The sequence below is a fragment of the Brevibacterium ammoniilyticum genome (assembly GCF_038429965.1).
Lineage (GTDB): Bacteria > Actinomycetota > Actinomycetes > Actinomycetales > Brevibacteriaceae > Brevibacterium > Brevibacterium ammoniilyticum.
Window position 1 is genome coordinate 19429 of record NZ_BAABNP010000010.1, and the last position, 13613, is coordinate 33041.

Sequence of the window (13613 nt, forward strand, 5' to 3'; positions counted from 1 at the left end):
AGTCCGGTCGGATGCTCCTCGGCTAGAGTGGCCGTGCCATGACTACGACGCTCACCGCCTCCGACATCGCCACCGCAGCTCCCCAGCTTCTCGTCCGCTCCCGTTTCGTCGACGACGTCGACCCCGGCCCCGGCTTCCCCTTCGCCTCCGGCCTGCCCACGACCGTCGAGCAGACCCTGGCACTGCTGCCCACCTCGGCGTTCTCCTGCTGGGTCCGCGACACCTCGGGACTCATCGGCTTCGGTCGCACCCTGCGCATCCGCGCCCGCGGACCGCAGCGCTTTCAGGAGCTCTCCCAGGCGTGGAAGGCGATCACGGCGGCCGCGCACATCGAGGACGAGGTCGACCACCTCGGATCCGGGCTCATGTGCTTCGCGACCGTCACCTATTCGCAGGACTCCGCGGTCGACTCCCTCATCCACATCCCCGAATTCGTCCTCGGCCGCCGCGGCGGTCGCGTGTGGATGACGACGATCACCGCCGCCGGCACCACCCCCGCGCCCCCGGTGCTCAGGGAGGAGGCGCTGCGACCGGTCACCTCGGCGAAGGCCTCCCCCGGCGACCTCGACGAGGGCACGTGGTCCGAGCTCGTGCGCACCGTCTCGGCCATGCTCACCCCCGTCGACGGCCCCGCCGAGGTGGATGCGGCCTCCGACGACCCGACCCTGCGCAAGATCGTCCTCGCCCGCGACGAGGTCGTCACCACCGAGGACGAGATCGACGTCCGTTCGGTCCTCGGTGCCCTCAACCGCAGCTACCCGAGCTGCTGGACCTTCGACATCGCCGGTCTCATCGGCTCGACCCCCGAACTGCTCATCGGCGTCGACAACGGCCGCGTGACCTCCCGGGTGCTCGCGGGAACCTACCGGGTCGAGGAGGACCCGACGGCGGAGATGGCGGCGGCCCGGAAGCTGCTGAGCGCACACAAGGACAGCACCGAGCACGCGTTCGCGATCGCCTCCCTCCAGCGCAGCCTCGGGTCCGTCGCCTCCGACGTCTCTGTCGACGACCGACCCCATCTGCTGCCCTTGGCCAACGTCATCCACTCCGCCTCCGATGCCACCGGGCACCTGCCCGCCAATTCGGGCCTCAACGCCCTCGACGTCGCCGCGGCTGTCCACCCGACGGCGGCGGTCGGCGGGTACCCGCAGGCGAGCGCCGTGGCCCGCGTCGACGAACTCGAACCCCTCGACCGGGGCCGGTACTCCGGTCCCGTCGGGTGGATGGACGATCGGGGCAACGGGCAGTTCGGGATCGCGCTGCGCTGCGGTCAGCTCGAGGATCGCAACCGGATCCGGCTCTACGCCGGTGCCGGGATCATGCCCGATTCCGATCCCGCCGCCGAGGTGGCCGAGACCGAGGCGAAGTTCGCTCCGATGCGTAAGGCGCTCGGGTTGGAGTAGGGGTTTCGAGCTCGGGTCAGGGCAGTGATCGGGTCGGGTCTGAGCTCGTGTCAGGGCCGGTCTGTAGCGTTGTCGTATGGACGCGAAGGAACCTTCGGACACGGCGACAGGCGACGACACCGACCTGACCGCGGCCGCGCCGCACTTCGCCGGTGACGTCCGTGATTTCTCGTCGATGCTCTTCGACCTGGCTCCCTCCGCGAACGCCGATGAAGCCCAGCAGCGCATCACCCTCCTCGAGCGCCTCACCGCGACGATCGCCGCCGTCCAAGCCAGCGAGGCCGTCGCGCTGCACGCCCATCGGGTCGCCGAGGACACCGCGAATCAGGTGCCGGCGCACAAACGCGGCACGTATGCCGGTCACGAAGTCGCCTATGCGAAGAACACGGCACCGGCCTCGGGACGGAGATTCCTCTCGACCGCCCATGCGCTCGTGGACGACCTGCCGCACACCTTCGCCGCTCTCGCCCGTGGCGACATCCCGCAGAGTCGCGCCCGCACCGTCGCCGAGCGCACCGCCGGACTCACCCACGAGCAGCGGGTGCGCATCGATGACGAACTGAAGGACCGACTCACCCACACCGGCAACCGACGTCTGAGCCGTGAGGTGCGGGCACTCGCCTACCAGGCCCGCGCCGACGACGATCCCGCCTTCGAATGGGAGAGCTCCACCGTCGCCGTGGACGACCGGCACGTGTCCTTCGCCGACCTCGAGGACGGCATGGCCCGCATCAGTGCTGTGCTGCCATTGGTCGAAGGCGTCGCCGTCGTCGATCATCTCCAGCGGTCTGCGTTGAGTCGTCTCGCCGACGGCGCGGCCGCGGGGCGCACCGAGAAGCAGCTCATGGCAGACCTGTTCGTCGAACGGCTGACCGGCCAGGGCACAGCCGACGACGTGCCGGTCGAAGTCGCCGTGGTCATCGAGGCCGAAAGTCTGTTCTCCGACGGTCGAGTGCCCGCCTGGCTGCCGGGCTTCGGTCCCCTTCCGGCGAAGACGGCGCGGGAGTTCCTCGTGGCCTCCGATGCGCAGACCTTCCTCCGGCGGGTATTCACGTCCCCGAGGACCGGGCAGCTGGTCGGCATGGACTCGAAGTCGCGGAAGTTCACCGGTCAGCTGCGGAAGATGGTGATCTTCCGGGACGACGTGTGCCGGTCGCCGGGATGCGACGCTCCGATCAAGCACGTCGACCATGCGCAACCAGTGGCCGCCGGAGGCACCACGGAGTGGGAGAACGCGTCCGGACTGTGCGCGGCCTGCAACTACGCGAAGGAGAAGGCCGGTTGGAGGCATGAGGCCACTCCGGAAACGCTCATCGTCACCACCCCGACCGGGGAGAGTTACCGGGCGGACACTCCGCCGCTCGTGACGAAGCTGCGCGCTCAAGGCAAGAGCACGCCGAGCAGGCGAGATGGCCCGCCGAGACGGCCAGGTGGTGAGGTCGTCACTTTCGAAGTGGTGCCCATCAGACCGGACAGCGACGACGCCCAGTCGCCGAGCACCGTCGAGTCGATCTATCGAGAAAGGGTGCTCCGGGACACCGGGTGAGTGCTCTGCGCGTTGCGTCAGGCGTCGTGATCGGTCGGCGGTGAGGTGAGATCGACTTCGATGATCGTCCGTCGGACGCTGTGTTCGCCGTGTCCGCCGGCAGACTGCGAGCCGGCTTGGGTGTCGGCGAAGACGGCGGAGAAATCCTCGAGCGTGGACACCTGCGCGTGGTCCCATCCGTACGCGGCGGCGAGTTCGCCGAAGCCGCGCCCGTGCGGCACGGTGAAGTAGCGCTCGAGGTAGGGCGCGACATGCGGCTGTGAATGCTCGAGTCCGGAGAAGATCGCCCCGCCGTCGTCGTTGAGGACGACGATGGTCACCGAGCCGGTCTCCTCGGACGTGGGCGTGAGCAGGCCGCCGACGTCGTGGAGCATCGCGATATCCCCGATGAGGAGCACAACGGGCTCGGCGAGTCCGAGCGAGAGTCCGGTCGCGGTCGAGACGAGGCCGTCGATGCCGGCGAGTCCCCTGGAGGCGTGGATGCGGGCGCGGACATCGACGGCCCCGCTGAGGTAGCGGATGGTGTTCGAGCTCGCGGCGAAGAGGGTGATGTCCTGGGCGGCGAGGTGTTCGGTGATCGCGCGTGCGGTCTGCGCGGACTGCTCGTCCCGGACGGCCCCGACGGCGGCGTTGCCCGCCTCGACCCAGTCGCGCGCCCACGCTCCGCCGTCGCGCTGCTCGCCGGTGACCGTGAGGACGTGCGCATCGATGTCGTCGGGGACGCGCCGCACGGACACCGAGGTGTCGGCGAGAAGCGCCGCCACGGGCCGCGTCAGGGTCGGTTTGCCGTGGACGATGACCGTGCGAATCGCGCCTGCCAGCTCCGGGTGGTCGGTGAGCACCCGGGCGTGGGCGGGGACGAAGGTCGACGAGTCCCCGGCACGGAACGTCAGCGGGCTCGAGGGTTCGGCGAGCACCGGCAGCGATCGCTCCTCGGCGAGCTCCCGCAGCGAGTCGGCAGAGTGGCCGCCGGCGTCACCGGCGACGATGACGGTGCCTTCGGTGAGGGTCACATCCACGGTCGGGCCCCCAGCCGACGAGCCCGACGGAGACAGGGCGTCCGAAGGCGCTGCGGCTGACGCCTCGCGTACGGGATCAGCATCGGCGGACTCTGCGAACTCGGCAGTCCACGCCTCGAGTTCGTCGGTGGTCGGCACGAGCGGGGTGTCGAACTGGACGTTGAGCTGGACGGGCCCCGGCAGGGACGGAGAGGACGCACCGTCGACTGCGGCGCCCATCGACCGGGCAACCGCCTCGGCGACGGTCCCCTTGACACCGTCGGTGGTGACCGCGTCACCGGCGGGAACATCGAACCGGGCACGGACATCGCTGAGCACGTGCGCCTGATCGTCGATCGTCTGATTCGCCCCGGTCCCCCGCAGTCGCGCGGGACGGTCGGCGGTGATCGCAATGAGCGGCAGGTGCCCGTACGAGGCTTCGAGCACGCCCGGGTGGAGGTTCGCGACCGCCGACCCCGAGGTCGTCACGAGCGCCACCGGTGACCCCCGCTCACCCGACTCAGCCGCCCGCACCCGCAGGCCCCGGGCCAGACCGAGGGCGAGGAAACCGGCATCACGCTCATCGAGGCGCACATGCGTGCGGATGACCCCCGCCTCGGCGAGGGGGGCGAACGCATAGACCAAGGGCGCCGACCGGGACCCGGGCGACAGGACGACCTCCCTGACTCCGGCGGACACCAGGCTTCGGGCGATCTGCTGCGCCACTGCGGAAGAATTCGACATCACCCGATATTCAACCACCTGCCCACCTCCGGTTCACGTTGACCCACTACTGTCGACCCATGCGCCGATCGATCCTCTTAGCGGTTGGAGCACGCGCCGTCCGATCGCTGACCGCCGCCCGCTCGCTGCGCGGACGCTTCCCCGCCCGTGACCAGAACAGCGCATTCCTCGGCCCCGAACCCCGCGGCAAGGACGCCCGCAAGTGGCACATCCGCGACAAACGCAAACTCTCGCCGAGGCTGAGGGAGTTCTTCCTCTACTCCCCCGCCCTCGGCCGCACCGTCGGCGTCCGCGTGCTCCTGCCCGGAATCCCCGCCGAGGTCAGCCCCGTCATCCACCTCTACCACGGCGGCGGCGACGACTTCCGCTCGTGGACCGACTTCGGCGCCGCCGAGGAGCTCACCGCCGACTCCCCCTACCTCGTCGTCATGCCCGACGGCGGAGCCGGCACCTACTCCCGCGTCGCCGTCGGCAGCGACGTCCACGACTGGCCGAGCTTCCACACCAAGGAGATCCCCGACTTCCTCGCCAAGACCTACTCGGTCGAGACCGACCGGGGCAGCCAGCTGCTCGCCGGCCTGTCCATGGGCGGCTACGGCGCCATGAAGTACGCCGCGTGGCATCCCGACCGCTTCGGCGCCGCCGCAGCCTTCTCCTCCCCGCTCGACCCGCTCTCGGCCGTCCCCGCCTTCGACATCATCGCGATGCGCGAAGGCGCCCGTTCGATGACCCTCTTCGGCGACCGCGACGCCGACCGCAGCGAATGGATCGCGAACTCCCCCTACGGCCTCGCCGAGAACCTGCGCGACATGGACCTGTGGTTCTCCGCCGGCTCCGGCAGCCTCGAGGAGACCAAGGACCGCGACCTCCTCGAGACCCTCGTCAACCAGCAGGGCGAGCGCTTCTCCGCGCGGCTGAACTCCCTCGGCATCCGCCACTCATGGTTCCCGCGCACCACCGGCCTGCACAACTGGGTGAGCTGGCAGCGCGAACTCGGCGCGTGGCTGACGACCCTGCAGCGCCACCGCGACTACTCGAGCTCCCAGGACTCGAGGCGCCGGCGCACCCACAAACACATCGCCGACGGCGGCGAATTCTCCTACCTCACCGGCCACGCGCTCTTCGACATCCACGGCTGGCGGGTCGAGATCTCCCGCCGCCGCGCCCAGATCGTGCGCTTCGGCTCCGTTTCCGCCGCCGGATTCTCCCTCACCGGCACCGGCAGCTTCCGCGTGCGCACCCCCGACCTGTTCCAACCGGGAAAGAAGTACGACATCACCGTCACCGGCCCCACCGGAACCAACGACTACCCGCAGCGTGCGGACAAGAAGGGCCGCCTGACCTTCACCGGCCGACTCGCCGCGGCCATGCACGACCCCATCATCCCCGGTCGCCGCACCCAGCACTTCACCACCCTCGGCCAGGAGGAGGTCACGACCGTGCGCATCGCCTCCGCCGAGGAGCCGGCAGGGTCCCCTGCGACCGATGTGGCGAAGACGGACGACCATGTGCCGAATCCGGCACACCCGCACGGATCCGACACCTCGGCGCTCGATTATAGTTGAGCCCAGCTTCCGCACAGCGGTCGCACAGGCAACCGCCTCCCCTCGCTCCAGCCGCACGTGCTGGCCGAACCCTGAACTGAGAGGTCGACCATGAAACGTCTCCTGCCCGTCATCGCCGTCACTGCCACCCTCGCCCTGGCCGGCTGCTCCGGCGGCGGCTCCTCCGAGTCCGCCGGATCCTCCGACTCCGGTTCGAAGCCGGCCGCCGAGGACACCCAGGCATCCACGCAGCTCGACGAGGCTGCGCTGAAGAAGATCATCGAAACCACGGACTTCGACGGCAAGACCTTCAAGCCCGTCGACACCGGAGCCATCGACTCCGGTGAGGCCGCCAAGGCCCTCGAGCAGGCCGAATTCCAGCCCGCCGAGTGCAAGGACCTCGCCATGGCCGGCCTCAACGCCGCCAAGGCTTCCAGCGGCACGATGGTCGTCGGCATCGCCTCGGACAACACCATGAGCGTGGGACTCTCGAGCTTCGCCGACGAACAGGCCACCTCCTCGCAGTTCTCGAACTCGAGCAAGATGGCCGAGACCTGCGCCGACGTGACCATGAAGATGCAGGGCATGGAGATGAAGATGTCGTCGAAGGCCTTCGACGCCACCGTCGCCGGGGCCGACGAGACCGTGGGCACGACGACCTCGATGGAGGCCGGCGGTGCCACCGCGATGTCGACCCAGACCGTCACCGCTCGCGTCGGCAACAACGTCGTCACCGCGGCGAACCTGTCGCCCAACGGCACCGAGCAGGACGCCGTCAAGGTCGCCGAGGCGGCTGTGGCAGCCGTGAAGAACGCAGGCTGACCCAGCACTCCTCGACCCGGTCGGTCCACCACCGATATCGCCCCGGATCCGCAGCCAACGCCGACAGGCGCTGCGGGTCCGGGGCGATTCGCGTCACCGGGATCCGCCCGCCCACGGGGACGAGCCCCGGGTCGACGACATCCTCGGCGAATAGCCTTGCCGTGCCGAGTCCGCACGCGGGTGCCTCCCCGAGGATCTCCCGGCTCGCCGCGGTCACCGGCAGACTCGCCGCCAGCTGCGCCCCAGCGGCCAGGCCCACCGAGGATTCGAGTGCCGAGGACACGACGGCAGGCAGACCGCTGTCCGCGATGATCCGGCGTGCCGCCGCCCCTCCCCCGAGCGGCTGCACCTTGACGATGACGACCTCGGCGGCCCCGAGCGCCGCGACCCGCAGCGGGTCCTCGGCCTTCCGGATCGACTCGTCGGCGGCCAGACGCACCGGCAGGCCACGGGCGGCAAGCTCCTCCCGCAGCCGTGCGAGATCCTCGACACCCGGCACCGGCTGTTCGAAGTACTGGAGACCGAAGCCGGCGAAGGCCTCTGAAGCCTCGAGTGCCTCGGTAAAGGTGTACTTCGCATTCGCGTCGAGGCGGAGATCGACGTCGGGGAGGAGACGGCGCAGCTCGCGCAGACGGGCGAGGTCCTCGGGCAGGGACGCGATGCCGTTCTCCGCGACCTTCGCCTTGACCGTGCTCACCGATCCGAAGCGGTCGAGGATGGACTCGACCTCGGCGACAGGACGGGCGGGAAGGGTCGCGTTGACCTCGACCGACCCTCGCGCAGCGGCGTGCCCCTCGGGCGGCTCAGCCGCCGGAAGCACGCCCGCGAACTCGAGCGCCGCCTGCAGCCACCTCGCCGACTCCGCGGGGCCGTATTCGAGGAACGGGGAGAACTCCGCCCACCCGTCAGGTCCCTCGAAGAGCATGACCTCGCGCTCGGTCACGCCACGGAACCGGGTGACCATGGGCAGGCGGAGGACATGGAAGCGGGGAACCGCCTCGGCGAAGGTGGCGGGAAGATCAACGGTCATGGCCTCACCCTATCCGCAGGGGGAACCCTGACATCAGCGACCGCGACCGAGCGTTAGGGTGGAGTCCATGAGCGTCTCCGACATCTTCGATCCGACCCGCTGGCGCGAGGTCGCAGGCTTCGACTTCACCGACATCACCTACCACCGAGCCATCGACGAGGACGGGAACGACATCGGTGCCGTGCGCATCGCCTTCGACCGCCCCGAGGTCCGCAACGCCTTCCGCCCGCACACCGTCGACGAGCTCTACCGCGCCCTCGACCACGCCCGCCAGACCTCCGACGTCGGCGCGGTCCTCCTCACCGGCAACGGCCCGAGCGCCAAGGACGGCGGCTGGGCGTTCTGCTCCGGCGGCGACCAGCGCATCCGCGGCCGCTCCGGCTACCAGTACGCGACCGGTGAGACCCGGGAGAGCGTCGACCCGGCCCGCGCCGGGCGCCTCCACATCCTCGAAGTCCAGCGCCTCATCCGCACGATGCCCAAGGTCGTCATCGCCGTCGTTCCCGGCTGGGCGGCGGGCGGCGGTCACAGCCTCCATGTCGTGGCCGATATGACGATCGCCTCCCGTGAGCACGCGAAGTTCAAGCAGACCGACGCCGATGTCGGCTCGTACGACGCCGGCTACGGTTCGGCCTACCTCGCGAAGATGGTCGGGCAGAAGAAGGCGCGGGAGATCTTCTTCCTCGGCCGGACCTACTCCGCCCAGGAGATGGCGGACATGGGCGCCGTCAACGAGGTCGTCGATCACGCCGACCTCGAGAACGCCGCCCTGCGGATGGCGCACGAGATCCTCGGCAAGTCCCCGAACGCCCAGCGCATGCTCAAGTTCGCCTTCAACTTGGTCGACGACGGTCTCATGGGCCAGCAGGTCTTCGCCGGTGAGGCGACCCGCCTGGGCTACATGACCGACGAAGCCGTCGAGGGCCGCGACGCGTTCCTCGAGAAACGCGACCCCGACTGGTCCCCCTACCCCTGGTACTACTGACCGTGCCGATCCCGCACGACCTGCCCGCCGCGATCGACCGGACCCTGATCGGGGAGTCGATCCTCCTTCTCCCTCAGGATCGGTCCGGTTCGATCGCCGAGGCGGACCCCGCCCTCTGGCTCGGCAGCGGGCCTGCCCCGGCGCTCATCCTCCACACCTCCGGGTCGACGGGGGCCGCGAAGGCGGTGGCGCTGTCCGCTGATGCCCTGACCACCTCGGCGCGGGCGACGGAGCGCTTCCTCGCCGGTCCCGGCCGCTGGTACCTCACCCTGCCCGTCAACCACATCGCCGGATTCCAGGTGGAACTGCGCGCCCGCCTCGCCGGGGCCGACCCCGTGCGCTCGAGCGCCCCGTCCTTCACCGCCGCAGCCTTCGCCGAGGAGGTCGCGCCCCTGCTCGCCCGAACCGACGGGGCCCCGACGTACACGTCCCTCGTCCCCACGCAGCTCCACCGGATCCTCGCCGACCCCGCCGCCACTAAGGCTGCGGCCGGGTTCACGGCGATCCTCCTCGGCGGGGCGGCGATCTCCCCGGCCCTGCTCACAGCTGCCGAGGCGGCAGGCCTGAGCATCGTGCGCACGTACGGGATGTCGGAGACCGCCGGCGGCTGCGTCTACGACGGCCGCCCCTTCGACGGGGTGAGCGTGACGATCACCGACGCCGGGACGATCGACCTCACCGGCCCCGTCGTCGCCGGCGCCTACGTTCGCATCGGCCCCGACGGCACGATCACTCCCGTCGACTCCCCCGCACTGACCGGATCGGGAGCGACCCGGACGATCCACACGAGCGATCTCGGCCGGATCGAGAACGGCGTGCTCAGCGTGCTCGGTCGGGTCGACGACATCATCGTCTCCGGCGGGACCAACGTCTCCCCGCACGCGCTCGAGGCGACGCTGCTGCCCCAGTGGCAGTCCCACGGCATCGCCGAGGTGCTCGTCACCTCCGTGCCCGACGACGAGTGGGGGCAGCGGATCGTCGCCCTCGTCCGCCTCGGCGCCGACCCCGACGATGCGGTGGCCCGGCTGACCCGCTCCCCGGTCGAGCTCGGCGCCCACCTGCGCGGCCTGCTGCCCGAGTCGGTGGGCGGCCTCCTCCCGCGGGAGGTCATCGTCGTCGACGAGATCCCGAATCGCTCGATCGGCAAACCCGACCGCAGACGCGCCGCCGAGACGGCCCGAAATGTGCTCTCATCAGTGACCGAGAAGTGACCGGGAGTGAATTCCCGATCATCCGATCTCTCGGTAATATGAGACGGTTCAACTACTCCCACGGAAGGTGTCCGACCCCTATGGCAACTGCCGCGCAGTGGATCTCCGGCGCGCGACTGCGGACGCTTCCGCTCGCCCTCGCCCCCGTGCTCATCGGCACCGGAGCGGCGATCGGAGCAGTCGGGGGCTTCACCTCGTTCATCATCGGCGACTACACGAGGACCGGTCACGAGCATTCGTTCTCCGGCATCATCCTCAAGGGCTTCCTCGCCCTGCTGGTCTCCCTGTTCCTGCAGATCGGGTCGAACTACGCCAACGACTACTCCGACGGCATCCGCGGCACCGACGACGTGCGAGTGGGCCCCGTACGGCTCACGGCCACGGGCCTCGCCGAACCGGCAGCGGTCAGACGCGCCGCGTTCATCTGCTTCGGCATCGCCGCGGTCATCGGCATCGCTCTCGTGCTCATCTCGCAGGCGTGGTGGTTCCTCCTCGTCGGCGCCGGCGCCGTGGCGGCGGCCTGGTTCTACACGGGAGGGAAGCGCCCCTACGGATACCTCGGGCTCGGCGAGGTCTTCGTCTTCGTCTTCTTCGGTCTCGTCGCGACCCTCGGCACGATGTGGATGCAGGTGGGAACCCTGACCCTGAGCGGCTGGGCGGGGGCGGTGTCGATCGGCCTGCTCGCCTCGGCGGTGCTCATGGTCAACAACCTCCGCGACATCCCCACCGACACCGAGGCGGGCAAGATCACGCTCGCGGTGCGTCTGGGCGACCATCGGGCCCGCATCGCCTACGCCGTCCTCGTCCTCACACCCTTCGCGCTGCTCGCCCTGGCGATCCTCGACGGGCATCCGGCGGCGGCGCTGGCGATCCTCGCCCTCGTTCCGGCGCTCTCCCCGCTGAAGACCGTGCTCGGCGGGACGACGGGACCCGGACTCATCCCACCGATCAAGTCGACGGGGCTCACGGCCCTGAGCTTCGCAGCGCTGCTCGCGCTCGGGCTCGCGCTGTAGGACTCAAGGCAGGCGCGCGCTCGCGGCAGTTATGGCCGGGGCGCAGGCGGCTTGGGCGGCTCAGGCGACGGCGGCTGAGCGGCCCTCGGGCTCGTACTCCAGGCGGGTTCGTGCTCCCGGCGGATCAGGCGCAGGCGGCTCAGGTGTCGGTCGCTCGGGTGCCTGCGGCCCTCAGGACTTCGCGTCGGGCTTGTCAGCCGTCTCGCTGGAGTCGGCCGAGTCGGCAGCATCCTTCGTCTCGGCCGCAGGCTTCGCTTCGACCGCGGACGGCTCAACAGCGTCCTTCGCCTCAGCAGATTCCTCTGCCGTCGACTGCTCAGCCGAGTTCTCGTCGACGAGGGTGTCCTCGAACGACTCGTCGGCGCCTTTGCGCTTGCGCTTGTTCGCCCGGTTGGCCAGACGGGTCTCGATGTCACCGGCGACCTTCGCCCGCATCCCGCCGAGCAGGAGGTAGCTGATGAGCGCGCCGATGAGGATCGCCGCGACCGCCATGACGAGAGTGAACCCGAGGAAGGGTTGGAGGATGAGCCCGACGGCGACGATGATGCCGAGGCGAGCGAGGGTGTAGATCCAGAAGCTGCGCATTGCACCTATTCTAGTCAGTCCACCCTGCGAGGTCTCTCAGCCTGCCCGGCACCCGCCGCGAGCGGACAACGATGCCTGTCAGAGCCTGAGTGGTTCCTCAGGTTGGTCGACTATCCTTGTCGCATGGCTCGAGTACTCATTGCCGCGATAGTCCTGGCGGCAGCGATCACCCTGTACGGACTCTTCGATTGTCTGCTGCGCGATCGGAGCCTCGTTCGAGTCCTGCCGAAGCCCGTGTGGGCGCTCATCATCCTCCTCATCCCGATCATCGGCTTCGTCCTCTGGTACGTCTTCGGACGCGGTTCCGAGGCCAAGCCCGATCCTTCGCCGAGGCGGTCGGGACCCACCGCCCCCGACGACGACGAGGACTACCTCCGTCAGGTCGACCGCGAGGTCAAGCTCGGCAAGCACCGTCCCGTCGAGGAGCCTCCTGAAGCCGATCAGACCGGTGAGGACGAGCCCTCCGGCGGAACCGATGTCATCGAACCCGAGGATCCCGAGCACGGCTCGGAGGGCACGAAGGGCGAAGGCCGCGGCCACACGAACTGAACGGCCACACGAACCGAGCACAGCAACGACGAAGGCACTGACCGAGATCGGTCAGTGCCTTCGTCGTCAGTGGGACCATCGCTGTGTGCTGAGCCCCGTACGGCTCAGCCGAGGCCCGAGTAGGAGTGCAGGCCGTTGAAGTAGACGTTGACGACGGTGAAGTTGAAGATCACCGAGGACATGCCGATGAGGTTGAGCACGGCGACCTTCGTCGGCCCCCACCCGCGGGTCGCCCGCGCGTGGAGGTACGCGGCGTAGATGACCCAGACGACGAACGTCCAGATCTCCTTCGTGTCCCAGCCCCAATAGCGGCTCCACGCGACCTCGGCCCAGATGGCGCCGGCGATGAGCGTGAACGTCCACGTGATGAAGCCGACCGCGGCGAGCATGTACGAGGTCCGCTCGAGGTCGATGCTCGAGGGCAGACGGTGCATGAAGCGCAGTGCCTTCGGGTCCTTCGTCTCGGAGACAGTCTTGAGGATCTGGAAGATCGCGAGGATCGCAGAGATCGAGAGCAGCGCGGTCGAGAGGATCGCGATCGGCACGTGGATGGCGATCCAGTACGAGTCGAGTGCGGGGATGAGCTGGGCGGCGGGCGTGTAGAACACCGTGATCGCCAGCCCCAGAGACAGCAGCACGGCACCGGAGACGAAGGTGCCGAGGTAGCGGATGTCCTTGCGGGTGAGCACGACGAGGTAGACGAGCACCGTGATCGCCGTGGCCGTCATGACGTATTCCATCATGTTGCCCCACGGCACCCGCATGACCGAGAGCGTGCGGGTGAGCACCGCTGCGACGTGGAGGATGACGGCGAGGACGAGCAGCGAGGTGCCGATGCGGGCACCGCGGTGCGCGCGGCCCTTGAGCGTCTCCTCCCCGGCGAGACCATTGGAGCCTGCGCCCGCGTCGCCGGATCCGGGCCGGTCGAGCAGGGCCGTGGCGGTCCTCCGGTTCGTCCGTCGCACGGTGCTCGCCTTCGCGCTCACCGTCGCGGTCTCGCTGCGTTTGAGTTCGCGTCCCCCGAAGAGGTCGAACGCGTAGAAGAGCATCGCGACAGCGTAGACGACCATCGCAGAGACGATGAGCTGATTCGACCACATCGCCAGATCGGTGTTGACGTCCATGATTCCTCCGCACCGTGACGGTGCTCAATTCCGTGGTTTGTCGGACTGTCCAGCGCGGC

The 13613-nt window shown here is 69.3% G+C and carries 12 protein-coding genes; 8 read left to right on the forward strand and 4 right to left on the reverse strand.

Features of this window, described 5'->3' with window-relative positions:
- Positions 1 to 38 precede the first annotated feature (38 nt).
- Positions 39 to 1403, forward strand: a complete 1365-nt coding sequence (locus AAHA49_RS12390; protein ID WP_342038527.1) for an isochorismate synthase — start codon at positions 39 to 41, stop codon at positions 1401 to 1403.
- A gap of 76 nt (positions 1404 to 1479) precedes the next feature.
- Entirely contained in the window at positions 1480 to 2949 is a 1470-nt protein-coding gene (locus AAHA49_RS12395; RefSeq protein ID WP_342038528.1) for an HNH endonuclease, read from the forward strand.
- A 17-nt stretch (positions 2950 to 2966) separates the two neighbouring features.
- Here AAHA49_RS12395 and menD read toward each other — a convergent pair whose 3' ends face one another.
- Positions 2967 to 4691, reverse strand: coding sequence for a 2-succinyl-5-enolpyruvyl-6-hydroxy-3-cyclohexene-1-carboxylic-acid synthase (gene menD, locus AAHA49_RS12400; RefSeq protein ID WP_342038529.1), 1725 nt, complete (start codon positions 4689 to 4691; stop codon positions 2967 to 2969).
- Positions 4692 to 4750: 59 nt separating this feature from the next.
- Here menD and AAHA49_RS12405 point away from each other — a divergent pair, with 59 nt between their 5' ends.
- Both AAHA49_RS12405 and AAHA49_RS12410 read left to right on the forward strand, forming a co-directional pair.
- Positions 4751 to 6256 (forward strand): alpha/beta hydrolase, encoded by a 1506-nt coding sequence (locus AAHA49_RS12405; RefSeq protein ID WP_342038530.1) that lies wholly within the window; start codon positions 4751 to 4753, stop codon positions 6254 to 6256.
- A 90-nt stretch (positions 6257 to 6346) separates the two neighbouring features.
- Complete coding sequence (locus AAHA49_RS12410) at positions 6347 to 7057, forward strand: hypothetical protein (protein ID WP_342038531.1); 711 nt, start codon at positions 6347 to 6349, stop codon at positions 7055 to 7057.
- Here the strand turns inward: AAHA49_RS12410 and AAHA49_RS12415 are convergent.
- A complete protein-coding gene (locus AAHA49_RS12415; protein ID WP_342038532.1) occupies positions 7011 to 8087 on the reverse strand; it encodes an o-succinylbenzoate synthase in 1077 nt (358 codons plus the stop codon). The two genes, AAHA49_RS12410 and AAHA49_RS12415, sit on opposite strands and share 47 nt — an antisense overlap.
- 67 nt (positions 8088 to 8154) lie before the next feature.
- Here AAHA49_RS12415 and AAHA49_RS12420 point away from each other — a divergent pair, with 67 nt between their 5' ends.
- From AAHA49_RS12420 to AAHA49_RS12430, 3 genes are all read left to right on the forward strand, one after another.
- A complete protein-coding gene (locus tag AAHA49_RS12420) occupies positions 8155 to 9072 on the forward strand; it encodes a 1,4-dihydroxy-2-naphthoyl-CoA synthase (RefSeq protein WP_342038533.1) in 918 nt (305 codons plus the stop codon).
- 2 nt (positions 9073 to 9074) lie between these two features.
- Complete coding sequence (locus tag AAHA49_RS12425) at positions 9075 to 10283, forward strand: AMP-binding protein (RefSeq protein ID WP_342038534.1); 1209 nt, start codon at positions 9075 to 9077, stop codon at positions 10281 to 10283.
- 80 nt (positions 10284 to 10363) lie between these two features.
- A complete protein-coding gene (locus tag AAHA49_RS12430) occupies positions 10364 to 11296 on the forward strand; it encodes a 1,4-dihydroxy-2-naphthoate polyprenyltransferase (protein ID WP_342038535.1) in 933 nt (310 codons plus the stop codon).
- 171 nt (positions 11297 to 11467) lie between these two features.
- Here AAHA49_RS12430 and AAHA49_RS12435 read toward each other — a convergent pair whose 3' ends face one another.
- Entirely contained in the window at positions 11468 to 11881 is a 414-nt protein-coding gene (locus AAHA49_RS12435; protein WP_342038536.1) for a DUF4229 domain-containing protein, read from the reverse strand.
- Between the two features lie 123 nt (positions 11882 to 12004).
- Between AAHA49_RS12435 and AAHA49_RS12440 the strand changes: the two genes are divergently transcribed.
- Complete coding sequence (locus tag AAHA49_RS12440; protein ID WP_342038537.1) at positions 12005 to 12430, forward strand: PLDc N-terminal domain-containing protein; 426 nt, start codon at positions 12005 to 12007, stop codon at positions 12428 to 12430.
- Between the two features lie 104 nt (positions 12431 to 12534).
- Here AAHA49_RS12440 and ccsB read toward each other — a convergent pair whose 3' ends face one another.
- The gene (ccsB, locus tag AAHA49_RS12445; protein WP_342038538.1) at positions 12535 to 13554 is read right to left on the reverse strand and encodes a c-type cytochrome biogenesis protein CcsB; all 1020 of its coding nucleotides are present in this window, start codon (positions 13552 to 13554) and stop codon (positions 12535 to 12537) included.
- Positions 13555 to 13613 lie beyond the last annotated feature (59 nt).